This is a genomic window from Undibacterium sp. 14-3-2 (assembly GCF_016595265.1).
Taxonomy (GTDB): Bacteria; Pseudomonadota; Gammaproteobacteria; order Burkholderiales; family Burkholderiaceae_D; genus Undibacterium; species Undibacterium aquatile.
In genome coordinates, this window is record NZ_JAENGS010000005.1 from 146,056 (window position 1) to 170,493 (window position 24,438).

Annotated in this window: 25 protein-coding genes and 1 tRNA gene; 13 read left to right on the forward strand and 13 right to left on the reverse strand. The window is 47.0% G+C overall.

Annotated elements, in window-relative coordinates:
* Nucleotides 1-46: 46 nt before the first annotated feature.
* The 7 genes from Undi14_RS12630 (at nt 47) to Undi14_RS12660 (ending at nt 7,479) form a co-directional block, all read left to right on the forward strand.
* Nucleotides 47-1,432: a TolC family protein gene (locus Undi14_RS12630; protein WP_200180636.1), complete on the forward strand. Its 1,386-nt coding sequence runs from the start codon at nt 47-49 to the stop codon at nt 1,430-1,432.
* On the forward strand, nt 1,429-2,592 hold the full coding sequence (locus tag Undi14_RS12635; RefSeq protein ID WP_200180638.1) for an efflux RND transporter periplasmic adaptor subunit: 1,164 nt from the start codon (nt 1,429-1,431) through the stop codon (nt 2,590-2,592). The genes Undi14_RS12630 and Undi14_RS12635 overlap by 4 nt, the downstream gene beginning before the upstream one ends.
* Nucleotides 2,582-5,668, forward strand: coding sequence for an efflux RND transporter permease subunit (locus Undi14_RS12640; RefSeq protein WP_200180640.1), 3,087 nt, complete (start codon nt 2,582-2,584; stop codon nt 5,666-5,668). The genes Undi14_RS12635 and Undi14_RS12640 overlap by 11 nt, the downstream gene beginning before the upstream one ends.
* A gap of 5 nt (nt 5,669-5,673) precedes the next feature.
* Nucleotides 5,674-6,189 carry a hypothetical protein gene (locus Undi14_RS12645; RefSeq protein WP_200180642.1) on the forward strand — a complete coding sequence of 172 codons (516 nt, stop codon included), beginning with the start codon at nt 5,674-5,676 and terminating at the stop codon, nt 6,187-6,189.
* Nucleotides 6,182-6,547: a hypothetical protein gene (locus Undi14_RS12650; protein WP_200180643.1), complete on the forward strand. Its 366-nt coding sequence runs from the start codon at nt 6,182-6,184 to the stop codon at nt 6,545-6,547. The genes Undi14_RS12645 and Undi14_RS12650 overlap by 8 nt, the downstream gene beginning before the upstream one ends.
* Before the next feature lie 79 nt (nt 6,548-6,626).
* Entirely contained in the window at nt 6,627-6,977 is a 351-nt protein-coding gene (locus tag Undi14_RS12655) for a TrbG/VirB9 family P-type conjugative transfer protein (RefSeq protein ID WP_200180644.1), read from the forward strand.
* A 190-nt stretch (nt 6,978-7,167) separates the two neighbouring features.
* On the forward strand, nt 7,168-7,479 hold the full coding sequence (locus Undi14_RS12660) for a high-potential iron-sulfur protein (protein WP_186885434.1): 312 nt from the start codon (nt 7,168-7,170) through the stop codon (nt 7,477-7,479).
* Between the two features lie 119 nt (nt 7,480-7,598).
* Here the strand turns inward: Undi14_RS12660 and Undi14_RS12665 are convergent, their stop codons facing one another.
* From Undi14_RS12665 to Undi14_RS12695, 7 genes are read right to left on the reverse strand one after another with little or no spacing between them, the layout of a single operon-like run.
* A complete protein-coding gene (locus Undi14_RS12665; RefSeq protein WP_200180645.1) occupies nt 7,599-8,240 on the reverse strand; it encodes a class I SAM-dependent methyltransferase in 642 nt (213 codons plus the stop codon).
* Between the two features lie 9 nt (nt 8,241-8,249).
* A complete protein-coding gene (locus tag Undi14_RS12670; protein WP_200180646.1) occupies nt 8,250-8,576 on the reverse strand; it encodes a rhodanese-like domain-containing protein in 327 nt (108 codons plus the stop codon).
* 13 nt (nt 8,577-8,589) lie between these two features.
* Nucleotides 8,590-9,864: an NAD(P)/FAD-dependent oxidoreductase gene (locus Undi14_RS12675; protein WP_200180647.1), complete on the reverse strand. Its 1,275-nt coding sequence runs from the start codon at nt 9,862-9,864 to the stop codon at nt 8,590-8,592.
* A 39-nt stretch (nt 9,865-9,903) separates the two neighbouring features.
* Nucleotides 9,904-10,332, reverse strand: a complete 429-nt coding sequence (gene trxC / locus Undi14_RS12680; RefSeq protein ID WP_200180648.1) for a thioredoxin TrxC — start codon at nt 10,330-10,332, stop codon at nt 9,904-9,906.
* Nucleotides 10,333-10,367: 35 nt separating this feature from the next.
* On the reverse strand, nt 10,368-10,577 hold the full coding sequence (locus Undi14_RS12685; protein WP_200180649.1) for a DUF2892 domain-containing protein: 210 nt from the start codon (nt 10,575-10,577) through the stop codon (nt 10,368-10,370).
* 10 nt (nt 10,578-10,587) lie between these two features.
* Nucleotides 10,588-13,791: an efflux RND transporter permease subunit gene (locus tag Undi14_RS12690; RefSeq protein WP_200180651.1), complete on the reverse strand. Its 3,204-nt coding sequence runs from the start codon at nt 13,789-13,791 to the stop codon at nt 10,588-10,590.
* Nucleotides 13,792-13,802: 11 nt separating this feature from the next.
* Entirely contained in the window at nt 13,803-14,861 is a 1,059-nt protein-coding gene (locus Undi14_RS12695) for an efflux RND transporter periplasmic adaptor subunit (RefSeq protein WP_200180653.1), read from the reverse strand.
* 127 nt (nt 14,862-14,988) lie between these two features.
* On the opposite strand from Undi14_RS12695, the gene Undi14_RS12700 reads away from it, so the two are divergent.
* From Undi14_RS12700 to Undi14_RS12720, 5 genes are all read left to right on the forward strand, one after another.
* Complete coding sequence (locus tag Undi14_RS12700; protein WP_370589949.1) at nt 14,989-15,351, forward strand: ArsR/SmtB family transcription factor; 363 nt, start codon at nt 14,989-14,991, stop codon at nt 15,349-15,351.
* Nucleotides 15,352-15,469: 118 nt separating this feature from the next.
* Complete coding sequence (locus Undi14_RS12705) at nt 15,470-15,661, forward strand: DUF2892 domain-containing protein (RefSeq protein ID WP_370589950.1); 192 nt, start codon at nt 15,470-15,472, stop codon at nt 15,659-15,661.
* A 185-nt stretch (nt 15,662-15,846) separates the two neighbouring features.
* Nucleotides 15,847-16,227: a rhodanese-like domain-containing protein gene (locus Undi14_RS12710; RefSeq protein WP_186885441.1), complete on the forward strand. Its 381-nt coding sequence runs from the start codon at nt 15,847-15,849 to the stop codon at nt 16,225-16,227.
* Nucleotides 16,228-16,250: 23 nt separating this feature from the next.
* Nucleotides 16,251-17,111, forward strand: a complete 861-nt coding sequence (locus Undi14_RS12715) for an MBL fold metallo-hydrolase (protein ID WP_200180654.1) — start codon at nt 16,251-16,253, stop codon at nt 17,109-17,111.
* Between the two features lie 18 nt (nt 17,112-17,129).
* A complete protein-coding gene (locus Undi14_RS12720) occupies nt 17,130-17,930 on the forward strand; it encodes a sulfite exporter TauE/SafE family protein (RefSeq protein WP_200180655.1) in 801 nt (266 codons plus the stop codon).
* Nucleotides 17,931-18,129: 199 nt separating this feature from the next.
* On the opposite strand, the gene Undi14_RS12725 is transcribed toward Undi14_RS12720, so the two are convergent.
* From Undi14_RS12725 to Undi14_RS12745, 5 genes are all read right to left on the reverse strand, one after another.
* Nucleotides 18,130-18,206 (reverse strand) — tRNA-Arg (locus Undi14_RS12725).
* A gap of 104 nt (nt 18,207-18,310) precedes the next feature.
* Nucleotides 18,311-19,648 (reverse strand): phosphoglucosamine mutase, encoded by a 1,338-nt coding sequence (gene glmM / locus Undi14_RS12730; RefSeq protein ID WP_200180656.1) that lies wholly within the window; start codon nt 19,646-19,648, stop codon nt 18,311-18,313.
* Nucleotides 19,649-19,709: 61 nt separating this feature from the next.
* A complete protein-coding gene (gene folP, locus Undi14_RS12735) occupies nt 19,710-20,552 on the reverse strand; it encodes a dihydropteroate synthase (RefSeq protein ID WP_200180657.1) in 843 nt (280 codons plus the stop codon).
* Nucleotides 20,553-20,613: 61 nt separating this feature from the next.
* Nucleotides 20,614-22,503, reverse strand: a complete 1,890-nt coding sequence (ftsH, locus tag Undi14_RS12740; RefSeq protein ID WP_186885446.1) for an ATP-dependent zinc metalloprotease FtsH — start codon at nt 22,501-22,503, stop codon at nt 20,614-20,616.
* A gap of 121 nt (nt 22,504-22,624) precedes the next feature.
* Nucleotides 22,625-23,269 carry an RlmE family RNA methyltransferase gene (locus tag Undi14_RS12745; protein ID WP_186885447.1) on the reverse strand — a complete coding sequence of 215 codons (645 nt, stop codon included), beginning with the start codon at nt 23,267-23,269 and terminating at the stop codon, nt 22,625-22,627.
* A gap of 99 nt (nt 23,270-23,368) precedes the next feature.
* Here Undi14_RS12745 and Undi14_RS12750 point away from each other — a divergent pair, with 99 nt between their 5' ends.
* Nucleotides 23,369-23,842 carry a YhbY family RNA-binding protein gene (locus Undi14_RS12750; protein WP_200180659.1) on the forward strand — a complete coding sequence of 158 codons (474 nt, stop codon included), beginning with the start codon at nt 23,369-23,371 and terminating at the stop codon, nt 23,840-23,842.
* Nucleotides 23,843-23,907: 65 nt separating this feature from the next.
* Here Undi14_RS12750 and greA read toward each other — a convergent pair whose 3' ends face one another.
* Entirely contained in the window at nt 23,908-24,384 is a 477-nt protein-coding gene (gene greA, locus Undi14_RS12755) for a transcription elongation factor GreA (RefSeq protein WP_186885449.1), read from the reverse strand.
* Nucleotides 24,385-24,438 lie beyond the last annotated feature (54 nt).

Genomic DNA, 24,438 nt, shown 5'->3' on the forward strand with positions numbered 1-24,438 from the left:
ATTTGCATAATGGGGCAACGTATTACTCCCATCATGCAGGATAAAAATGACTAAACCTTGCCCTACACTGGCAAAGTTTAATTGGGTCGTCAGGATAGCCATTGCCGCAGCATGTAGCTCAGCAATACATAGCTATGCTCAGTCACTCATTGAACCAGTTCAGTACCAATCAAACAAGGCACATAACAATATCGACATTTCCGGAAACATTCCGGAAGCGGCCTTATCGCCACTCAGTCTGGAACGTGCAATTCAGTTAGCGCGTCAATACAACCATGATTTGAAGCTTGGAAAAACCAATGTCGCCAATGCAGAGGCGGCAACGACAATCGCTGGCGCAGCCCCCAACCCAAATCTGACAATTCAAACCAGCGGGATCAATCCCAGACTAGGTATAGGTCCAGGTTCGCTGAAAAATAAAACCGTCGATAGCACCCTCAGAATTGATCAGCTTGTCGAACGCGGTGGCAAGCGTGAATTACGGCTTGAAGCTGCGACGCATCTTGAAAAGGCCAGTCGGCTGGACTTTAACGACACCGAGCGTCAATTAAAACAAATGATCGGTGCTGCTTATTTTGATCTGGCGGCAGCACAACACAAATTACGTATCAGTAAAGAAAATTCTGATTCTTATCAGGCGACCTTAAATGCGGCGGATAAGCGAAAAAAATCAGGGGATATTGCCGGTGCCGATGTTGCCCGGGTACGTGTGGATGCGTTGCGCGCAGAAAATGATCTGCTGCAGTCAGCCAGTGAACTTAAACGCGCTCAAAGTGCTCTGGCCTTACTCATAGGAATCAAAGCACCGTTCATGTCGCTACAGGTCATCGATGATTGGCACACTGAAGATGCGTTGCCAGCAAGCGTTCTGTCCGACGAATTAATTCAGAAACGCACGGACGTTGCGGCGGCGAAAGCCCGATTGGATGCTGCGCTGGCGGCACGTAAATTAGCCGTCGCAGCAAGGACACGCGATGTCACTGTTGGCCTGCAGTTCGAGCATTATCCAACCAGCCCCGCCAATCAACTGGGTTCCGGAAATAGCTATGGTATTTCCATACAAATTCCCTTGTTCAGTCGCTACGAATTTCAGGGGGAAATCCGCGCTGCGGAAGTCGCCGTCGATGCAGCGCAAGAAAATTTAGCAAAAACCATCGATGCCGCACGCAACGAATTGAACCTGCAGTTTGAATCACTGCAAACATCAAAAACACTGCTGGCGCGCTTTCAAAATGAATTACTTCCGGCGGCTCGTAAATCAGCAGAGGCGACTGAATTCGCCTTTAAAAATGGCGCCGTCCCCGTCATGGATGTATTGGATGCGCGCCGCACTTATAGGTCAATCGAGTTAGATACGATCAACGCCAAAGCTGATCTGGCGAAAGCCAGCATGACACTGCGTATCAGCCTGGAAGAATTGGAACACAAATGAAATTACGTCAAATCCCTGTTGTACTTATCGCGCTCGCTTTCGCTGGCATCGCTGTAATCTATTCCGCAAAACTGGTCACCGCGACTGAGAAAAAGACAGACACTCCGCAGACAGCAAAAGCGGAAATCGGAAAAATAAGCTACCCGGCAAATGCACCGCAACTTGCTTCAATCAAATTAGCAACCATCAGCGAAGTCAGCTTGCCCATAGCGGACACGATGAACGGCAAACTCGCTTACGACGAAAACGTGACTAGCCGCGTCAGCTCGCCTGTTGCAGGACGCGTCATCCGCTCTACCGTCGAGATTGGCGATTACGTTAAGAGAGATACTCCGCTTCTGATACTGGACTCGCCGGATATGGCAACGGCAGACGCCGACTTCGCAAAAGCCAAAGCAGATCAGCAGCGTAAGAAACTAAATCTGGATCGAACACAAAAATTACTCGAGCAAGAAGTGATTGCGCGTAAGGATGTTGAATCTGCCGAAGCTGATTATCTGCAGGCTGCAGCAGAAACAAAACGCGCCGGTTTGCGTATGCGCAACCTGAATGCGCAAGGCAGCGAAAATGGAAAATTCGTTCTGAAAGCCCCGATCAGCGGGCTGGTGACAGATAAGCAAATTAACCCAGGCCTGGAAGTACGCCCCGATGCCGCTGCTCCATTGTTGACGATAACGGATTTAAACCGATTATGGGTGCTCGTAGATGTCCCTGAACGATATATAGGCAACATCAAGAACGGACAAAAGATTCAGCTGGAATTTGACGCTTATCCCGATCAGATTTTTGATGCACTTGTTGATCGTGTTGGTTTAGCGCTTGATCCGACCACACGACGGATACAAATCAGGGGGATATTAAATAACAAAGACGGGAAACTCCGTCCGGAAATGTTTGCCCGCGTGTCATTTCTGGCAGATAGCGACAAGAAAGCGTTTCGTATACCGAATGCCGCCCTGATCGTTGAAGGTCTGTATAACTACGTTTTCCTGGAAAAGCGCCCAGGTGAGTTTCAAAAACAAAAAATCAATATTGTGCGCAAAGACCGTGATGTCAGTTATGCCGATGTGGCATCGAATGCTGCACTGAACAACAAACAACGCGTCGTTGAAGAAGGAGCGCTGTTACTCAACGCAGAGGTTGCATCACATGCTCAATAAATTTGTTGATTTTGTTCTGACGCAGCGCATTTTTGTTTTAGTCCTGACGGTCGCCTTAATTTTCTTTGGCTATCGCGCTATGAGCAATTTGCCGATTGAAGCGTTTCCAGATGTGCAGGACGTACAGGTACAGATTGTCACGCAATTCCAGGGACAGGCGGCCGAAGAAGTTGAACGTGCAGTGACATTGCCGATAGAACGCGAAATGAGCGGCGTTCCCGGGCAGACGCAATTGCGCTCCGTTTCGATTACAGGATTGTCGGTGGTGACCATCACATTTAAAGATGGCACCGACGACTATTTCGCGCGCCAACAGGTACTCGAAAGACTGCAAGGCGTCACACTGCCCACAGGCGTACAGGCAACAATTGCACCGCTGACGACCGCCGTCGGTGAAATCTATCGGTATGTGCTGGAAGTTCCCAAGGACATGTCTGAAAATGATGCGCGCAGTTTGCAAGACTGGACGATACGTCCGGAATTACGGATTGTATCTGGCGTCGCCGATGTGGTCAGTTTTGGCGGCACGGTCAAAGAATATCAGGTGCAGGTCGATCCGAATGCCTTAAAACGTTACGGTGTCACACTCGATCAGGTCAGTCAGGCACTGACCAACAATAGCAGCAATGTCGGTGGCGGCACGATACGCCGTGGCGATGAAGCTTTAGTCGTCCGTGGTCAGGGTCTGTTTGAAAAGAAAGAAGACATCGGCCGCGTCATTATCAATGCAAAGAATGGAAAAACTGTGTTGATATCCGATGTGGCAGACGTAGAAATTACGCATCATCCCCGCTCTGGAATCGTCTCGTATAACCAGGGTGACAGCTATGTTCTGGGTATCGTACAGATGACCAAGGGCGGTAATGCAGCGAAAATCATTGATGAGTTAAAGAAAAAAATAGACATCGTCAATGCCAAGTTACCACGGGGTGTCAAAATACGCCCGATCTATGATCGCACTGATTTACTGCATCACACGATCATGACAGTCTTTGAGAATCTGGTCGTTGGCGCCGTGTTGGTTGTCGCGATTCTGATCGTATTTCTGCGCAACTGGCGCGCGGCCCTGATTGTCGTCACGGTGATTCCCTTATCGCTGATGTGCGCGTTCATTATGCTTGATCTGCGAGGGATTCCGGCCAATCTGATCTCACTGGGCGCTGTTGATTTCGGCATCATTATCGACAGTGCTGTCGTATTAGTCGAAGCACTAATGGTGAGACTGGCACTCAAACATAATGAAGAGCATGGGAATCTGTTTCTATGGCGAAAACATGTTCTCAAAGATACCGTCGTTGAAATGGGCCATCCTATTCTGTTCGCCAAAGCCATCATTATTCTGGCGTTCATTCCCATCTTCACGTTTCAACGGGTAGAAGGAAAAATATTCTCGCCAGTCGCGCTGACCTTAAGCTTTGCCATGCTCGGTGCCCTGATTCTGACGATCACCCTGATTCCGACTTTGCTGACACTGACAATGAAAAAACACAGTCTCGCGGAGCGACACAGTCAGTGGTTGGAGAATGCACAACAGTTTTACCGGGAACTGCTCCATTCTGCAGTAAAGAAAAAACATGGTGTGATTCTAATCTCGACATCTATTCTTGTTGTCACATTAGGTCTCGCTCCGCAATTGGGCAGTGAATTTCTTCCTAAACTGGATGAGGGAAATATCTGGCTATCCATCAGCCTGCCACCATCTACTGCTTTAGAAAAAACCAAAGATATTGAGCGTCAGGTGCGTTCGATTTTACTCAGCTATCCAGAAGTGAAATCCGTTGTAGCTCACGTGGGCAGACCAGATGATGGTACGGATCCTAAAGGCCCGAACAATATGGAAATTCTCGCCGAACTGAAACCGCACAGTGAATGGAAATTTAAAGATAAAGAGAGTCTGATTGCCAATATGACTGCCAAAATCGGCGTCTTACCTGGCGTTCCGACGAATTTTTCGCAGGTGATCCAAGACAGTGTTGAAGAGTCCTTGTCCGGCGTCAAAGGAGAAATCGCGATCAAAATCTTCGGTCCGGATCTTGATGTGTTGACTCAGAAAAGCGAGCAGATTGCCAATATCTTACGCGGCATAGAAGGTGCGGCTGATGTCGATGCTGTCAAAATCGGCGGGCAAACTGAACTCAACATCGTGATAGATCGCGAAAAAATTACGCGATTAGGTATTAATGTCGTCGATGTGAATAACGCGATTCAGACTGCGCTCGCGGATTATCCAGTGAATACTTTTTTTGAGGGTGATAAACGGTTTGATATTACCGTTCGACTGAAAGCAGCTTATCGCAACTCCATTGATAGCATAGGCGCCCTACAAGTCAATTTGCCGAACGCAGCCGGAACCATAGATCTGGCTGACGTTGCCAGAATATTTTTGAAACAAGGTGCCGGTCGCATCAGCCGTGAAGCTGGCGGCCGTAATGCCTCTGTGAAAGCAAACTTACTGGGCAGAGATCAGGGTAGTTTTGTCGCCGAAGCACAAAAAAAAGTCAGTGAACAAGTGAATTTACCACCTGGCTATTTTATAACCTGGGGCGGTCAGTTTGAAAATCAACAGCGTGCAGTGAAACGTCTGGCAATCATTGTTCCAGTGACTATTTTCCTGATTTTCGCCTTGCTATTCTGGGCGTTCAGATCAATCAGAATGGCCTTACTTGTACTGGTCATGGTGCCATTTACCATGGTCGGTGGCATCGCCGGTCTCGCGGTCGCAGGCTTGCACTTTTCAGTATCCGCTGCGGTCGGCTTTATTGCCGTTGCAGGTATTTCTGTGCAAAACGGCGTCATCATGCTGGAACAAATTCTTGATTTCGAAAGAAAGAAAGATATTACTTTCCCTAGCGCGATTGAAGGTGCCGTTGCGCGTTTGCGCCCTATTCTGATGACAGCCTTGATGGCAGGCCTGGGATTGTTGCCTGCCGCACTATCACACGGAATCGGCTCAGAAACACAGCGACCATTTGCGGTAGTGATTGTTGGGGGAATTATTACGGCAACTATTTTCACTTTACTGTTGTTGCCGCTGAGCTATTCTCTCTTCAAAGATAAAGCACGAGAGGAAGAGTAAAGTAAATGAAGATATCCCTGCTCCATTCTTTCAGCGTTTTTATCTGCCTGTATTGTGTATCCATCTTGCCGGTACATAGTGCAAATAAAACCACCCCATGCAAGATATTTGGTTCGTGGCGCGAATGCATCTCCGTTCCTATGGCTGACGATGCCGATGAAATGCAAGCAAAGAAATTGCATTCACCCTCAGCAGAAAAGGCAACACTGTATCTCATTCGCTCAGGATTCGTCGCTGCGCAATTGCCCACCAGGGTCAGTCTCGATCAGAAACAAATTACAACTCTTGCTCCAGATACCTTCATCGCATTTGAAGTTTCACCTGGCAAACATCAGTTAGGCTCAGCGACATTCGGCGGTGATCAGATAAAACGGGAGTTTAAAGCCGGAGTAGCCTATTTTTACAAAGTGAATCTCAGCATTTACTTTAATCAAAGAAATGAACATATTTCAACGATAAGTCAATCCGAGACTCAACTCTTGTTAGCCCAGCTACATCTGGCAAAAATCGATCATGAATAAACACATAAGCCGCCAGCTGTTCATTTTCTTTTTCTGCATGGCTGGAATATTCAGCTCTGCATTCGCAATGGATATACATTGGGATCAAGGTGCCCGCCGTGCCTGGGTACTGTCAATTATCAGCACAAAACCTCCCGAAGACGCCATACTGCCATGTCTTGATTCTTTGACCGACGATGACATTCAAAATCGGCATTTCGTTAAAGTTCATTATCGCCACATACGAAAATTTGTCACGATGATCGTTGAAGTTCCTAAAGATACCGAAGTCAAAGCAGGGGATGAAATTGAAATAATCCCGGAAAAATGTAGTGAAGGAAAAATTTCAACATTTGTTCAGGTTCTTCAGGAAAAATAAAAACGAGCTCAGATTTCATCTGCTTCGGCACGATGGATTAGAGTAGTAAAATTTAAACGATAGATAGCGGAGTAAACAATTGAAGAAAATACTGAAAATTATTGCTTTGGCTTGCATGCTGGCTTTTACCTCCGCATGTCAGAAAGCAGTCAGAGAACATGAAAACTTCGTCTACAAAATCGAAGGTGAGGCAGATAGCAATCTGTATCCTGTCGAAGTCAGTCAAGTCAATGAAGATGTCTTGATAAAGTTAAAAACCGCTACCTTGACACCTGAAATATTTTCTATTAATTCAGCCGGTACAGAATCAAAATTTAACTTTGATTCTGAAGGCAGGACATTAATTGTCCCAGCGAAATTCAGTCATATCGTTTTACGCCATGCGGGCGAGCGTGCTGTCGGGATTTTTAAAGAAAAAGCTAAAAACTGATGATCTGAAATTGACATGAAGATTGGTTTACCGGACACCATGTTTCAGATAAAAAAATTAAAAATAAAAGCATAAGAAAAACAAATTTCAATCTTTTATTGATACAACTCACATCTGACTTTGATAGAAAGCATAGACTTAAAAAGTAGTTTCAATTTTATTTTCTATGAACCAGCCAAAGGACATTGCCATGACGTCACGTCGCCAATTCATTTTCAAAACTATTCCAGTCGTTGCGCTGACAATTTCAGCCAGCGGACTCACACAGGCGCAAGCACAAAAAATCGCGGAAACTGATGCTGCCGCAACTGCATTGGGCTATAAAAACGATGCGACGAAAGTCGATGCTAAAAAATTCCCTGCCTATGCGGCTGGAAAAACCTGCTCTAACTGCATGCTGTATCAAGGTAAAGCAACTGACAGCTGGGGTGCCTGCGGTGCCATGGGCAACAAACTGGTTAATGGCAAAGGCTGGTGCGCAGCCTGGGCGAAGAAAGCGTAAGTTCGTCTGAATTTAGCAAGTTTCCGGCTTCTGCAGCGGAAACTTGCCAGAACCACAGTTATAGTTGACTGCGGTTCATGGTTGGATTCTCTGCATCAATCAACACCTGCCAGTTTGTTTTATTCAGGTTTATAAGCCAGCAGACCAACCAAAGCTGATCTACCAGCATGTTGCGTTCCTTCATTCAACACTTCTTCATAAAAACGCAATTCGCGAATATCCAGCGAAGAAAAAGAATCACGCAGTAATTCTTCTGTGTAAAGGTGGGCAATATCCTGAGGCCCGCCGGTCTTGTATTCAAGCTGCGCCGGGCTGTACCCCTGAAGAATCAGAACACCACCCGGTTTTAGGGCATGGATCATATTCGAAAACAGACGTGCTCTCATTTCCGGATCAGCGAACTGGACGAAAATCGCGACAACCGCATCGTAATGCGCTGGTGCCCAATCAAAGTGATCACAGTCAGCAACGACAAAATTCACGTCAACATTTTTTTGTTGCGCCAACTTCCTTGCTTTATTCACGCCGACAGGTGAAATATCAAACGCTGTTGTGATCAAACCTTGCTCTGCCAGCCAGACGCTATTACGCCCTTCCCCGTCTGCAACAACCAGCGCACGCATACCGGGATGGAGCGCATCTTGGCAGTGAATCAGGAAATGATTGGCTTCAGTTCCAAAAATATATTCGTCGCAAGAAAAACGCTTGCTCCAGGTTTCCTCAGGATTGCTGAATCGGGCGGCAGTTATTTGTGTTGTCATGGTGGATTACTAACGGCAAATTTGCTTTTGTAAACGGAGCGCCAGACTGCCAACACCGCCGCCATTGACGACGTTGGTATAGCCCATGTTCGCCAGAATATTTTTTGCGGAAGCGGAACGGGCACCCGACTGGCAATAGACAATGACGGGTGCGTCCTTGTCTGGTACGACGCTGTGAATACGGTCACCGACCTCGCCCAATGGTAAAGAAACAGCACCAGGTATGTATCCGGCTTGATATTCACCTGAAGAACGGACGTCGATCAATATCGCATTTGCCGGTAATTCCTGTTCTGTACCGGCAAATGCTCCGATTAATTTTCCTAACAAACTCATTGTTTTACCTATTTTATTTATCTAAACGTTCTATGCCTAAAAGCTTCAAGACATACTTTTCATAAATCGGTTCAGAGGTTCCTGCTTTCATTTTATGCAGGAAATATTTTTCAAAAGCGATTTTGGCCAGATGCACCCATTGTCCCTTTTTAAACCAGGCTACATTCCGTGGGGGGATCTGCGGCAAAGCAACGAAAGCCGCTCCGGTATCGCCCATATCAGCAAGACAGATCGCGTTCCATGATCCTTTGGCAGTCGCTGGCGCACCAGCCAGATCAGCCTCGATGTTATGCACAATCGCGGTAATCATGCTTTCTATCATGTATCCTGTTTTAGGTGCGCCTGTGGCCACCGGTGTCACTTCTACCGGTGGAATAGCGACACAGACACCGGCAGAAAAAATATTTGGATACTTTTTACTTCGCTGATTTTCATCGATGAGAACGAAACCTCGGGGATTACATAAACCTTCAACAGCAGCAACTGGATCAACGCCGCGAAACGCCGGCAACATCATGCTGTATTTAAACGGTAGCTCATGCTCTTTTTTGAGATTGCCCATGTCGTCCATCTCGCTGACAAACATTTTTCCATCCTCAACGCGAGTAGTCTTTGCATTACAAATCCACTTAATATCGTGATTTCGAAACTCGCTTTCCAACATCGACTTGGAGTCACCCACACCACCAAGTCCGAGATGGCCGATATAAGGTTCACTTGTCACGTAGGTCATTGGAACTTTATTGCGCAATTTGCGCTTCTTCAGATCTTTGTTGAAAATAAATGCAAATTCATAAGCAGGACCGAAACACGATGCACCCGGCATCGCTCCAATAATCGCGTGCCCGGGATCTTCTAAAAATTTCTGATATGCCTGGTAAGCATGTTCTGCGTGATCGACAGAACAAATAGACTGAGTAAATCCATTCACTGGACCTGCGCCTGGCACTTCATCAAATGCTAGCTTAGGCCCTGTGGTAATGACTAAGAAATCATACTCAACAACAGTGCCATCATTGACAATCAGTGAGTTTTTTTCAGGATCAATACGCACAACAGCTTGTGCAATAAATTCTATGCCTTTCTTTTCAAGATAGGGACGAATCTGAAATGTAATTGCCTCTCGCTGACGCCAACCAACAGCAACCCAAGGATTTGAAGGTACGAACTGAAAATAATCAACTGCGTTTATCACGGTAATGCGATGCGAAGTATCCAGTTTTTCCCGCAATTCATAAGCTGCTGGCATGCCGCCGGTGCCCGCTCCCAATATAACGATATGTGCCATGCTGTCTCCTCCTGTGTATCGTTCATCAATTTGCGCTGATTACTTCTTCGGTAATATGCTGCGCACCCATGCAACTATTTGCGAAGCGGGCATCACTCCGCTCTGCTGTCCGATTTCCCGCCCCTGATACATCAGAAGCAAAGTCGGAATACTACGAATGCCATAGCGTTGACTAGCCATCGGTGCCGCATCGCTATCAACTTTTATAAAACGAATATCTGGCGCATTTCTCGCCGCTTCAGCAAATTGTGGTGCCATCGCCCGGCAGGGGCCACACCACTCTGCCCAGAAATCAATCAATACCGGTAATTCCGTCTTTTCGATGAACTTAGCCAAGGCCTGGCCACTGATTGGCACAGGTTCAGTCGGCATCAGATCAGCACCGCACTTACCACAGACTGGATGCTGAGATAAGCGTTCATCTGCGACACGATTCGTAGCACCGCATACAGGGCAAACCAGGTGCATGGCAATCTCCTTATCTGATTAATGTGATCGCGTGTTCAGTTACCCGCTTTGATGCCGAGTTTGCGGACGATGCTTTCCATCAGACACCATTTGGTCAGGCCGCTCTGAAATAAGTTAATACCGACGAATGCGGTAAAAGCCAGCCACCACTGATTAACGAAAATGGGGCTACCGGGAATTCCCAACGCCAGACTTAACAGGATGAAAAAACCTGCAATAACGCGTACTATTTGCCAGCTGTTCATAAGAAGCTCCTTAGTGAGATTGAGTTTGCGATGAATATTGATGCTGATACGCCGTGAAATACAGCAATGGAATGATCACGAGGGTCAGCAATGTTGAAACAAAAATACCGAAGATCAGAGAGATGGCGAGCCCGTTAAAAATGGGATCGTCAAGAATAAAAAATGCTCCCATCATGGCCGCCAAACCAGTCAGTGCAATCGGCTGAGCCCGGGTGATGGCGGAACTCACCACCGCTTCTTTGAACGTCATTCCCGCTGCCACCTGAACATGAATAAAATCAACCAGCAGGATGGAATTGCGCACGATGATGCCAGCTAAAGCGATCATGCCTATCATGCTGGTCGCCGTATATTGCGCACCAAGCAGCGCATGTCCTGGCATCACGCCGATGATGGTGAGAGGAATCGGCGCCATGATAATCAGCGGCGTCAGATAAGAGCCGAATTGCGCAACCACCAATAGGTAAATCAGCACCAGTCCGACAGCATAGGCTGCGCCCATATCACGGAAAGTCTCATAAGTCACCTGCCATTCACCGTCCCACTTCAGGCTGAAGCCGCGATAAGTGTCTGCTGGTGTACTGATAAAGTACTCGTCTATCGCAGCACCGCCTGGTGTCTGCACTTTAGCAATGTCAGAACGCATCGCGAACATGCCATACAGCGGGCTATCGATGGCGCCGGCCATGTCGCCAGTCACATAATTCACGGCTGCCCCGTCTTTATGATAGACGGGCTGCTCTCTTAACGTATCGGTGATCGTCACCAGTTCGCGTATCGGAACAATATTGCCCTGTGCATTTTTCACACCTAATGAGAGCAACTGATCAATATTGCCCTGATCACTGACAGGTAAACGCAGATTGACTGATGCAGGATATTTACTTTCATCGTGAAGATAGCTTGCTGCGTCACCGGCGAGACCAGCACGCAACGTGGTCACGATCGTCATTTGCGAAACACCGAGTTGCGACGCCTTGCGTTTGTCGATCAGAATGATTTTTCGTGGAGCGTCTACGATACTCGTGTCATCAACATCGACCACTCCTTTCGTCTTTTCAAAGATAGTACGAACAGACTTCGCGACTTGCCTGCGCCCCTCGTCACTGGGGCCGTAAATCTCAGCAACAATAGGTGCCAGCACGGGTGGGCCCGGCGGTACTTCAATTATTTTCACGTTCGCGGAGTAACGCTTGCCAATTTCCTGCAATGCCGGTCTGACGCGGGTTGCGATGACATGACTTTTTTCAGTACGATGATGTTTATCGGCGAGGTTAACCTGAATATCACCAAGCTCACCGGTTGAACGTAAATAGTATTGACGTACCAAGCCATTAAAATTAATCGGCGCAGCCGTACCCGCATAAGCTTGATAATCAGTGACTTCCGGCACAGTTTGCAAATAAGCCCCGAGTTCATGCAATACCGCCGCGGTTTTTTCCACAGGCGTACCTGCTGGCATATCCACGACAATCTGAAATTCGGATTTATTATCGAAAGGCAGCATCTTTAATTGCACTAAACCCAGTACCGGTAGCAGGACAGAAAGAGCAATCAGAATCGCAACGCCGACACCTAATTTACGTCGATTACCCGCGCCAGTTTTCTCCTCCAGAAAAGGTCTGAAGGCCTTACTGAACACAGGAGCCAGTTTTGTCGCAATACCGTCACCACCGTGATACACCTCCTTCATCCACAATCTTGCGAGCCAGGGAGTAACGACGAAAGCGATAGCCAAGGACAGCAACATTCCCATGCTCGCATTGATCGGTATCGGACTCATGTAAGGGCCCATCAAGCCAGTAACAAAGGCCATCGGTAACAACGCAGCAATCACGGTCAGCGTCGCCAGAATGGTCGGCCCGCCCACTTCATCGACCGCTCCAGGAATAATTTCCCGTAAGGTCTTTCCAGGGAATAAGGCCTGATGGCGGTGTATGTTCTCGACGACCACAATCGCATCATCCACCAGTATCCCGATAGAGAAAATCAGGGCAAACAGAGATACCCTGTTCAGAGTGAATCCCCATGCCCAGGAGGCGAACAAGGTGACCGTCAGCGTCAGAATGACCGCCGTACCGACGATCGCCGCCTCACGACGTCCCAGAGCAAGAAAGACCAAAGCAACGACGGAAGCGGTGGCGAACAATAATTTTTGAATTAATTTTTTTGCTTTATCGTCTGCGGTCTGCCCATAATTCCGCGTAGTCGTCATTTCAACGTCCGTAGGGATAATGGTGTTACGCAAGATTTCGGCTCGCGCAATCACGGCAGTAGCGACATCGACCGCATTTTGGCCTGGCTTTTTTGTGATCGCAATTGTGACAGCCGGATATTCAGCGGCATCCTTACCAGCGACACCGTGCCATACAAATTTTGCAGCAGGTAAAGCCCCGTCTTCAATTTTGGCGACATCTTGTAAATACACAGGCTTGCCAGCCTTTACGCCGACCACCAGTTCACCGACGCTCTTTGCATCACGTAAAAATTCTCCTGCATCCACTTGAATCGACCGATTACCTGCAACCAGTTCACCTCCCGGCATACCGGAATTGGCCGACTGTAAACTGTTCCGCAAATCGGCGACTGTCAAACCGTTGGCAGAAAGTTTTGCAGGTTCCAGTTCGACATTAATAGCCCGCCCGGGTCCGCCAATGGTCATGACTTCTCGCGTTCCTTTAACCCGCTTTAAATCCGCTTCAATACTATGTGCGATACGTTCAATGTCAAAAGCGCCGATTTGCTGATTTTTGCTCCACAGGGTCAGGGAAACGATAGGAACATCATCAATGCCTTTAGGTTTTATCAATGGCTCAGATGTCCCCAGATTGGTAGGCAACCAATCCCGGTTGCTGTGCACCGTGTTATACAAGCGCACTAAAGCATCTGTACGCGGAACGCCGACCTCAAACTGAACTGTCATAATCGCCAGACCAGGACGCGAGACCGATGTTACATGTTCGACATTTTCGATCTGGCTCAACACTTGCTCCGCCGGGATAGCCACCATCTGCTCAACATCTTTTACTGACGCACCGGAAAAAGGAATAAGTACATTCGCCATCGTCACGTTAATTTGTGGCTCTTCTTCCCGTGGCGTCACCATTACGGCGAACAAACCAAGCAGAAACGCCACTAAAGCCAGCAACGGCGTGATCTGCGCGGTCTGAAAAAACGCCGCGATGCGCCCGGATATTCCCAAGATTTTATTCATCTGAAATCTCCTTAGCGGGAGGCTGCAATACGCGCTGCAGCAAGCGGATCTGCTGCGACTTGTTCACCTGCCGACACGCCACTGAGTATCTCTTGTTCGTTACCTGTCACCGGACCTAACTTTACCTGCCGTAGTATGGGCTTTCCTTGCGCATTGACGACATAAACGGCGCTCAGCTCAGCACGACGAAACACGGACTTCAACGGAACATATAAGCGATTCGCATCACTGTTCACAGGCTTGCTTTTCAGGCTGACGCGGGCAAACATTCCCGGACTTAAGCCCGATATTTTTTGCGGCAATTCCAATCTGACCTGTACCGTGTGCGTTGCCGCATCCACCATCGGCAAGACGGTGACTTTGTTTGCCGGAATAAGGCGCTGAGAAGCAGGCATTCCGGGAATTTCTACAATAATTTTTTGTTCAGCAGCAATCTCTGCAACACGTTCCTGGGGAACGGTTGCGGTAACGCGCATCGCAACGGGGTCATAAACTGTCATCAACAAACGACCAGGCATTGCCATATCCCCCAACATCACGGGAACATCAGAAACAACACCCGCATACGGCGCGGCCAACACATAAAATCCAGACTGCGTTTGTAAAGCGCCAGCTTGGGCGATCAGAGCATTGGCCTGCGCACTGGCGGTCTGAAATTGAGATTCGGCGCGATCTAACTGAGCCTGACTAATGTAATTTTTAGTAAAGAGTTGTTTTTGCCGTTCATAGTCTTTTTGAGCAACAACTAAACTGGCGCGCGCCGCATCTACTTGCGCCCGGCTCGCCTTCGCCTCCTGATTCGCGGCTCTTGCATCCATGCGGACGAGCACTTGCCCCGCTTTCACGGTATCGCCAGCTTTGACAGGAAGATCAATAATTGCACCGGAGATTTGCGCAGCAATACCAGTTTGCCTGACGGCCTCCACCACACCATCGGCGACAAAACTGACTGCGTCATTCGTTGAGCGTACAGGCACTGTCGTGAGATTCCCTGCGACTACCAGAACCGGTGCAGTCATACCTGTCAGAGCAAGCAAAAGGGAAGCATAAATCCATGATTTTCCCGTCATGATTAAATTTCCTCATTCAAAATAATATTAGTAATTGCATTAAGCACGAATTGATCATATACTTATTTGCACAGTTACGCAAATACAGTTTTTGAATATTTGCTATTTATTTAAAATGAGCATGGTGATGAGCAATAATGAAAAAATATGCTCCTTGTTGAAGGGCTTACCGGATCAGGCGTTAACGCAAATTGCTCAGTATTTTGCGGTGCTCGCAGAACCAACCCGCTTACGAATACTGAATGCGTTGAGAGCGAGTGAAAAAAATGTAGGAGAACTGGCCATCATTTGCTCTTGTTCTCAGGCGAATGTCTCTCGCCATCTTTCAAACTTAGCAAATCATGGAATTATTGCAAGAGAAAGCCGTAAAACTTCTGTGTACTACAAGATCGCAGATCCTTCCATCTACGCGCTATGTGATCTGGTGTGCCATAACGTCGCTTCCCAGTTGACAGAGCAAGTTGCGGCGCTGTCAGGTAAGTCAAATTGACCTAAGCTGTTTTAAATAGATCAATGCATAGCAAAAACTATTTAATTGTTCATTCACGATAGTTGAAATAGTTCTATAGTGTTTCTGATTTTTCTAAAAAACAAATAAGGAGTAAATCATGTTGAAAATAAACGTAGGATCCGCAGACCGGGTAGTCAGAATTCTTATTGGCACACTTTTATTAGGTGCGCACTTTGCCGGGTATATCGGTGCATGGGGATGGCTGGGCGTTGTTCCGCTGCTGACAGGCATTTTCCGTGTTTGCCCAGCGTACTTGCCATTTGGCATCCGTACCTGCAAAACAAAGTAATTGCGTTGATGATGTGATATCAGGCCATTACAAGATTTCGATAGGCCATCACTACTCTTGCGGCAGTTGTAGTGATGCGAAGATTCGTCATGTAAGGCCTGCTTTTATCCAGAATAATGCATCCAGGCTCGATGAAATAAGCCTGACATGTCGACACCACTAATCATTCTTGAATGAAAAAGCATATGAAAACAGCACATGACCTCGTTGCCGCAGCAAAATCTCAGATACAGGAAATATCCATCGCCGATGCTGAACATGCAATAAAAGAAGCTGATATTCTGCTCGACGTCCGCGAGCCAGATGAATACGCAGCCGGTCATTTGCAAGGTGCAGTCAATATTCCGCGCGGCTTACTTGAGTTTAAACTGAGCGGCAGCCCTGAGCTGTCGGCACGCAATCTGAATATTGTTGTCTATTGCAAAACCAGCGGACGCGCGGCTTTAGCAGCGAGCACTTTACATGAAATGGGCTACTTACAAGTAAAATCGATTGCTGGCGGTTTTGATGCCTGGATACAGTCAGGCAAAAGCATTGTTTCCCCAGCACTGCCAACATTTGAGTAACGATTTGCCGCTAAAGAAAATATATGAACGAAGCGATCATAGATTCCTTTTTTGATGCAGCGACGAGTACGGTCACGCATATCATCACAGATCCACTGACAAAAAAAGCAGCAATCGTCGACAGTGTTTTAGATTTTGATGCTAAGTCAGGACGAACTTCTACCCTTAACGCAGATAAATTGATTCAGTATGCGAAAACAGCGGGGTTGACTGTTGACTGGCTGCTTGAAACACATGCGCATGCGGACCACTTATCAGCAGCACCCTATCTGAAAAAGAAACTCGGAGGGAAAATCGCCATCGGCGCTCACATTTGCGATGTTCAACGTGTTTTCAAAAAGATATTCAATGCTGAGGACATTAGTGCGCAAGGAGAGGAATTCGATCATCTGTTTCACGATGGCGAGGAATTTCAGATCGGAGAATTAACCGTGCGCGTCATACACACGCCGGGGCACACCCCAGCTTGTGTGACGTACCTGACCGGGAAAGATGCTTTTATCGGCGACACATTATTTATGCCAGACTATGGCACTGCTCGTTGCGACTTTCCCGGTGGAGATGCGGCAATACTTTATCAGTCAATACAAAAGATTTTTCAACTTCCGGCCGATACCCGTCTGCATCTTTGCCACGACTATCCACCGAAAAACCGCTCTCCAATGTGGGTAACGACCGTAGAGGCAGAGCGTAAAAACAATATTCATGTTCACGATGGCATTTCACAGTTCACGTTTATCACTATGCGTGAAGCACGTGATAAAACCTTGGATATGCCCAACCTGATTTTGCCTTCAGTGCAGGTAAATATACGCGCAGGGCAATTACCGCCCGTTGAAAGTAACGGCGTCAGTTATCTGAAGTTACCAATCAATGCGTTGTGAAGCGCAACAACAGCAACTATGGACTTGAGTTTTATCACCATCATTCTGGGCACCGTCGTCGGTTTTGTTTTGGCGCTGACTGGCGCTGGTGGTGGCATGCTCTCTATTCCACTGCTTGTTTACGGCCTCCATTTATCGGTACAACAAGCAGCACCCGTCGGTTTGATGGCCGTTGGCGTTGCAGCTGCTCTCGGCAGCATCACTGGCTTACGCAAGGGCATAGTCCGCTACCGTGCCGCAGTGTTAATGGGTATTTCTGGCATGCTGGCAGCCCCAGTCGGCGTTTTTTCAGCACAGCGAATACCTAATCAACCGCTATTGATTCTCTTTGCATGTATTTTATTGCTGATTTCTTTCCGATCATTCCGCAGTAAACAAATCTCACGCAATGAACAAGATGTCGCATGCAGTTTAAACGCGGACAATCAACGTTTTCACTGGACCATGCGTTGCGCAAGAGCGATTGCGGGAACCGGTTTTATTTCTGGATATTTGAGTGGCTTAGTCGGGGTCGGTGGTGGATTTATCATCATCCCGTCGCTGATACGGCACTCTCATCTCGATATACGCAGTATTCAGGCAACCTCATTGGCAGTGATCACACTGGTCTCCATCAGCGGCGTATCTTCGGCCGCACTTCATGGCAGTCTGCCGTGGGCAGTTGCATTGCCATTCACGATCGGCAGCACATTTGGTTTATTGGGTGGACTGCAAATCTCCAAACGCCTCAATCAGGCAACAATACAACTGCTATTTGCATGGCTTGTACTATTCGTTGCAGTGAGTATGCTGCTCAAAGGCAGCGGACTGGTGCTCTGAAGAACTGACGGTCTGTGATTGGAGATCTTCGTTTATCATCGTCTATATACTCTACTGATGAAGTAGCAGCAAAATCATCAAATATATTACGAATTCCGAAACGAGCTTTCACAAATGAAGATTGCTTCCGCCAGCAATCAAACGGAGGCTTATACGAGCAAAAGAATTACCGAAGCGAATGGAAAATATGCGGGAGTTGTGGCCTGCCCAGCAGGAATCGAACCTGCGACCCCGAGCTTAGAAGGCTCGTGCTCTATCCAACTGAGCTATGGACAGCCTTACTTATGTCTTCATCAGAAGAGATAAAAACTGAAGGCTGAATACTACATGGTATCAGCCACAGTTTCAAGAATGACTGCGCAACTAAAAACAAAATTCATTCAGATTTTATCGACACAAGCCGCTAAGCGGCGTGCGCAAGTCGTGGCCAATTCATTGTCGTCAGCCTCCACCATAACACGTATAACTGGCTCAGTACCGGAAGCTCGAATCAATACACGCCCGCGCCCTGCTAGTTCTGTTTCAACTTTTATTTTTTCCTGAACCAATGCTGAATTTTTTTGCCAGTCAAATCCGGGACTGACACGCACATTCAACAATACCTGTGGAAATAATTTAAGTTGATCAAAACATTGGTCCAGATTTTTTCCGGTGCGACGCAATGCTGATAACACCTGCAATGCAGACACAATACCGTCGCCTGTTGAGTGTTTATCCAGGCACAATAAATGTCCGGATCCTTCACCACCAAGTATCCAGCCACGCTCTCGCATTTGCTCAAGCACATAGCGATCTCCGACCTTTGCTCTGGTGAAACCGACCCCCAGCTCTTTGAAGGCAATCTCCACCGCCATGTTAGTCATTAATGTGCCGACAGCACCTGCGACAGGGCCAACTGCCAGCCTGTCCAATACCATTAAATACAATAACTGATCACCATCGTAAATTACTCCATGTCTATCCACCATGACCAGGCGATCCGCGTCACCATCCAGAGCAATCCCCAGATCAGCATGATTTGCTCTGACAGCAATAGCCAGCGCCTCAGGCGCGGTCGCACCCACTTTATCATTGATATTCAAACCATTCGGCGCGTTACCAATAGCAAGAACCTCTGCACCTAACTCATGAAACACGTGAGGCGCAATGTCATACGCCGCACCATGCGCGCAATCTACAACGATCTTCAATCCGCGCAAATCGAGTTCTGATGGAAATGTACTTTTACAAAACTCAATATAACGACCATTCGCATCGCGTAAGCGTCGTGCCTTACCAAGATATTCAGAACTGACACTTTGCATTGGCTTCTCAAGCTCAGCTTCGATCGCTAATTCAACATCGTCGGGCAACTTGTTTCCCTCGGCAGAGAAAAACTTAATTCCATTATCGTCAAAAGGATTGTGTGACGCCGAGATAACCACCCCTGCCGACAAACGCAAAGCCCTTGTCAGATAAGCGATCGCCGGTGTAGGCATAGGACCAGAAAGCATGACGTCCACACCTGCAGCAGCAAATCCAGCTTCGAGAGAGGCCTCCAGCATATATCCCGAAATACGCGTATCTTTGCCGATCAAAACCGTCGGTCGTGACTCAGAACCACTTTGAGCAAGTACCTTACCCGCAGCGTAACCAAGACGCATAACAAAATCAGGTGTAATCGGTGCGACACCGACTTTGCCGCGAATGCCATCCGTACCAAAAAATTTTCTAGTCATTTTATTTATTTTATTTGCAGGAATTACTCAAAAATATCCAGACAGGATATCTGACATGCTTTTAATTACCTAATACCTGCCACACATTGAAAGCATCAACTGTTTCCTGAACGTCATGAACACGGACAATTTTTGCACCACGATCTGCGGCAGCTATTGCAGCCGCAAGACTACCAGCGAGGCGGCGCTCAACTGGTCTTCCGGTAATTTCTCCGATCACCGTTTTACGTGAGATGCCAACCAACATAGGTAAACCCAGCCTGGTCTGTATTTCGTCAATACTCCGGAACAATGTACTGTTATGTTTCAGCGTTTTACCAAAACCAAAACCCGGATCAATACAAATATTTTCTGGTTTTATTCCAGCACTCAATAATGCATCGACACGGTGCCTTAAAAAACCTTCTACGTCCGTGACTACATCATGATAATCAGGGCGACTTTGCATATTGGCCGGCAAATTCTGCATGTGCATCACGCATAAGCCTGCATCCGTACCTGCAACTGCGTTAATAGCATCGTGTGAATTAAAGCCCTTGATGTCATTGATCATGTCTGCACCGGCAAGCAATGCTTCACGCATCACTTCAGGTTTATACGTATCGATAGATAAGGGCTTACCACAATCGCGTAATGCAAAAATGGCGGGCATTACTCTGCTTAACTCTTCATCTAAAGACAGAGGAACCGAACCCGGACGGGTTGATTCACCTCCGATATCAATGATATCAACACCATCATTGATCATCTGTTCCGCACGAGAAAGCGCACCGTCTAAAGATAAATAGCGTCCACCATCAGAAAACGAGTCGGGAGTGATATTTAATATCCCCATTACCAACGGCTTTACTTTATTGCCCTGAAGCGGAAAACGATAACGTCCGCACTGAAAAAATTTGTTCATAAAAATAAAGGCGAGGATTTCTCCTCACCTTTTTAATTGGATAGCGTTAAAACTCAATAGGTCAGGCAGGTGCCGCCGCATTAGGAGAAACACCTCCCGATGTACTATCCGAAGACGAACGACCAGCAGACTGACCAATCTTAGGTGGGCGCGGCTCAAGACCATTCATGATGTCATTCACCTGATCAGCATCAATCGTTTCCCAGTCCAGCAAAGCTTTGGTCATCATTTCGACCTTTTCTCTGTTTTCCTCTAACAATTTACGCGCCAGAGCATATTGTGTATCAAGAATAGAACGAATTTCAGCATCTACTTTTTGCTGGGTAGCTTCGGAAATAGTTTTAGAAGAGCCTCCGAAATAACCTTCTTGCTGACTGTCTTCATATACCATCACACCCATGCTGTCAGACATACCAAAACGTGTCACCATGGAACGAGCCAGCTTAGTCGCACGTGAAAAATCGTTGGAAGCCCCAGTCGACATCTGGCCGACAAAAATCTCCTCAGCAATACGACCACCGAACAAAATAGAGATTTCTTCCAGCATCTTATCTTTATAGCCGCTGATCTGATCATGTTCTGGTAACTGCCAGGTCAACCCCAATGCAAAACCACGCGGCATAATCGTTACTTTATGGACAGGATCAGCTTTCGGCATGAGCTTGGCAACAACTGCATGTCCAGATTCATGATAGGCGGTGTTCCGGCGTTCATCTTCACGCATCACCATAGACTTGCGCTCTGGCCCCATGAAAATCTTATCTTTAGCGTCTTCAAAGTCGATCATTTCAACCAGACGCTTGTTCCGGCGCGCAGCAAACAACGCCGCTTCATTGACCAGATTTGCAAGATCAGCGCCTGACATACCAGGAGTACCACGTGCAAGGATATCTGCCTTTACATCACTACTGATAGGCACCTTACGCATGTGAACATTCAAAATTTGTTCGCGACCGCGAATATCCGGCAAGCCAACAGAAACCTGACGATCAAAGCGACCCGGACGCAATAAAGCCTTGTCGAGTACGTCAGCGCGGTTAGTTGCAGCAATCACAATCACACCGGAATTTGCCTCGAAACCATCCATCTCGACCAGCATCTGGTTCAGGGTTTGTTCACGCTCATCATTACCACCGCCCATGCCAGCACCGCGATGACGACCAACAGCATCAATTTCATCAATAAAAATAATGCAAGGCGCATGCTTTTTGGCGTTTTCAAACATATCACGAACACGGGAAGCGCCAACACCGACAAACATTTCAACGAAATCAGAACCAGAAATAGTGAAAAATGGCACCTTAGCTTCGCCCGCAATCGCACGAGCCAATAAAGTTTTACCAGTACCTGGAGGACCGACCATCAGAATACCGCGCGGAATACGTCCACCTAATTTCTGAAATTTTGTGGGATCACGCAAGAAATCAACAACTTCAGTGACTTCTTCTTTTGCTTCATCACAGCCAGCAACATCACTGAACGTCACATTGTTATTTGTGTCGTCAAGCATGCGGGCTTTTGACTTACCAAACGAAAATGCACCTCCTTTGCCTCCACCTTGCATCTGACGCATGAAGAAAATCCATACGCCGATCAGCAAAAGCATAGGGAACCAGGAGATGAACACTTGCGAGAGGAAAGATTGCTCCTCTGGCGGTTTGTTATCAAATTTAATGCCATTATTGACCAGATCGCCAACCAAACCGCGATCAAAAATCGTTAATTGGGATTTGATTTTTTTGCCATCTGTAGTGACAGCGGTGACTGTGCGATTAGCATCGTCAATTGTCGCCTCTTTAATATGCTTTGCTTTGACCTCTTCCAAAAACTCGGAATAAGGCACAGAAGCCATACCAGCACCGATACTTTTCCCCTCAAACTGCTTGAAAAGTGTGAAAAGCACTAAGGCGACTACGACCCATATAGCTGCTTTTGAAAACATATTATTCACGAGAACTCCTTGGACGCAACATACGCCATTTGACACTGTAATCAGTCATTCTACCCTCAATAGGTAGAGCTTGCTAGCCAGCATATGCTGGCGATATTGAGGATTATCAAGAGGAAAATACTCAATCAGGATGCTTTAAGCCTTTTCCCAACAAAAATATTTCGGAAGATTTATCTTTACTTGCCTTCGGTTTTTTATTCATGACAACCTTAAACTCGTCCTTGAATATATTCACAATATTATTGTAACTGGGTCCATGAAAACATTTGACCAGCAAAGAACCGCCGGGCTTCAGATGCGCCTTAGCGAAAGCGACCGCTAATTCGATGATGTACTCAACTCTGGCGGCGTCCACTGTTGAATTACCAGATAAATTTGGCGCCATATCTGATAAAACCAAATCAACCTTCCTGCCAACCAACCGGCTCTCCAACTGATCCAGCACGTCATCCTCCCGGAAGTCGCCTTGTATGAACTGGACATCAGCGATAGGCTCCATCGGCAGCAGATCAAGCGCGAAGATTTCCCCATTAATGCCGCCACCATCTTTTCCGGCGAGTTTATTTCTCACATATTGCGACCAACTTCCCGGAGTCGCACCTAAGTCGACGACAACCTGGCCAGGACGAATCAGTTTTTCAGCCTCATCTATTTCTTTTAGCTTATAAACGGCACGCGCGCGATAGCCCTCTTTTTGTGCAAGTTTCACATAAGGATCATTAATATGATCGTGAACCCAATTTTGATTGAATTTATTCTTTGCCATTCGCGTAAAATACTGCTTTTAAAAGAAACTGTGTTTAGCCTGGCTGAGCCAGGCGATGTATTTATCGTGCACCAAAAATAAAATGCACAAGGAAAATTTATGTTAAAACTTACACCCGCCGAAAGAAGCGAACTCCGATCCGAAGCTCACGGACTAAAACCTATCGTCTTGATCGGCGACGCAGGACTGTCACCAGCAGTTCTGAAAGAAATTGATGCAGGACTGAATGCACATGGCTTAATCAAAGTACGCGTTTTCGGTGATGACCGCGAAGCACGTAGCGCAATGTACGATACGATTTGCACAGAACTGAATGCTGCACCTATCCAACACATAGGCAAGTTGCTGGTTATTTATCGCCCTAAATTAGAAGGCGTAAAAGAGACCAAGCTGATTAAAAAGGGCAGAGGCTTACGTGAAGTAACTATCGTCAAACCTAGCCCAAGCGGCACAAAAAAACCAACGGTTTCAAAAGTAATGGTAAAGGGTAATGAGCGCGTCACCCAAGGTGGCAATGTTAAACGTGCAAAACCTCGTCAAGCCAGCGCAAAAAAATCAGCATTAGGTAAATGATTACACAGGGTGGATTATCTACCCTGCAGAGATAACCCGGTCATGTATGAGACCGGGTAAGACCATCAGATATAATTGACTTCTAAAATTTCATACTCACGCACACCTGCTGGCGCCTGTACGCCAACGACATCGCCGGAGTACTTACCAATCAAAGCACGGGCTATCGGTGAAGTAATTGATACTTTACTCAATTTAATATCAGCCTCATCTTCACCGACGATCTGATAACTAACCTTCTGCTCCGTTTCCAGATCTTCCAGATGTACGGTCGCACCAAAGACGACGCGACCCTCTGCATCCAAAGTAGACGGGTCAATAATTTGCGCTGATCCCAGCTTACCTTCCAACTCAGCAATCCGACCTTCAATAAAAGCCTGACGTTCTTTGGCAGCATCGTACTCGGCATTTTCAGACAAGTCTCCTTGTGCGCGCGCTTCCGCAATTGCGTTAATCACATCTGGGCGCTCTTTTGTCTTCAGGTTGTGTAACTCTTGCTTCAACAACTCTGCACCGAACTTGGTAATAGGTACTGTACTCATATTGTTCACACTTTTAAAAGTAAAAATACAGAGGCCACATCCGACATCACGTAA

Bases quoted from the DNA above. Each gene is read 5' to 3' on its own strand.
- Undi14_RS12630 (WP_200180636.1), top strand. From the start codon at position 47: ATGACTAAACCTTGCCCTACACTGGCAAAGTTTAATTGGGTCGTCAGG.
- Undi14_RS12635 (WP_200180638.1), top strand. From the start codon at position 1,429: ATGAAATTACGTCAAATCCCTGTTGTACTTATCGCGCTCGCTTTCGCT.
- Undi14_RS12640 (WP_200180640.1), top strand. From the start codon at position 2,582: ATGCTCAATAAATTTGTTGATTTTGTTCTGACGCAGCGCATTTTTGTT.
- Undi14_RS12645 (WP_200180642.1), top strand. From the start codon at position 5,674: ATGAAGATATCCCTGCTCCATTCTTTCAGCGTTTTTATCTGCCTGTAT.
- Undi14_RS12650 (WP_200180643.1), top strand. From the start codon at position 6,182: ATGAATAAACACATAAGCCGCCAGCTGTTCATTTTCTTTTTCTGCATG.
- Undi14_RS12660 (WP_186885434.1), top strand. From the start codon at position 7,168: ATGACGTCACGTCGCCAATTCATTTTCAAAACTATTCCAGTCGTTGCG.
- Undi14_RS12665 (WP_200180645.1), bottom strand. From the start codon at position 8,240: ATGACAACACAAATAACTGCCGCCCGATTCAGCAATCCTGAGGAAACC.
- Undi14_RS12670 (WP_200180646.1), bottom strand. From the start codon at position 8,576: ATGAGTTTGTTAGGAAAATTAATCGGAGCATTTGCCGGTACAGAACAG.
- Undi14_RS12675 (WP_200180647.1), bottom strand. From the start codon at position 9,864: ATGGCACATATCGTTATATTGGGAGCGGGCACCGGCGGCATGCCAGCA.
- trxC (WP_200180648.1), bottom strand. From the start codon at position 10,332: ATGCACCTGGTTTGCCCTGTATGCGGTGCTACGAATCGTGTCGCAGAT.
- Undi14_RS12685 (WP_200180649.1), bottom strand. From the start codon at position 10,577: ATGAACAGCTGGCAAATAGTACGCGTTATTGCAGGTTTTTTCATCCTG.
- Undi14_RS12690 (WP_200180651.1), bottom strand. From the start codon at position 13,791: ATGAATAAAATCTTGGGAATATCCGGGCGCATCGCGGCGTTTTTTCAG.
- Undi14_RS12695 (WP_200180653.1), bottom strand. From the start codon at position 14,861: ATGACGGGAAAATCATGGATTTATGCTTCCCTTTTGCTTGCTCTGACA.
- Undi14_RS12700 (WP_370589949.1), top strand. From the start codon at position 14,989: ATGAGCAATAATGAAAAAATATGCTCCTTGTTGAAGGGCTTACCGGAT.
- Undi14_RS12705 (WP_370589950.1), top strand. From the start codon at position 15,470: ATGTTGAAAATAAACGTAGGATCCGCAGACCGGGTAGTCAGAATTCTT.
- Undi14_RS12710 (WP_186885441.1), top strand. From the start codon at position 15,847: ATGAAAACAGCACATGACCTCGTTGCCGCAGCAAAATCTCAGATACAG.
- Undi14_RS12715 (WP_200180654.1), top strand. From the start codon at position 16,251: ATGAACGAAGCGATCATAGATTCCTTTTTTGATGCAGCGACGAGTACG.
- Undi14_RS12720 (WP_200180655.1), top strand. From the start codon at position 17,130: ATGGACTTGAGTTTTATCACCATCATTCTGGGCACCGTCGTCGGTTTT.
- glmM (WP_200180656.1), bottom strand. From the start codon at position 19,648: ATGACTAGAAAATTTTTTGGTACGGATGGCATTCGCGGCAAAGTCGGT.
- folP (WP_200180657.1), bottom strand. From the start codon at position 20,552: ATGAACAAATTTTTTCAGTGCGGACGTTATCGTTTTCCGCTTCAGGGC.
- Undi14_RS12745 (WP_186885447.1), bottom strand. From the start codon at position 23,269: ATGGCAAAGAATAAATTCAATCAAAATTGGGTTCACGATCATATTAAT.
- Undi14_RS12750 (WP_200180659.1), top strand. From the start codon at position 23,369: ATGTTAAAACTTACACCCGCCGAAAGAAGCGAACTCCGATCCGAAGCT.
- greA (WP_186885449.1), bottom strand. From the start codon at position 24,384: ATGAGTACAGTACCTATTACCAAGTTCGGTGCAGAGTTGTTGAAGCAA.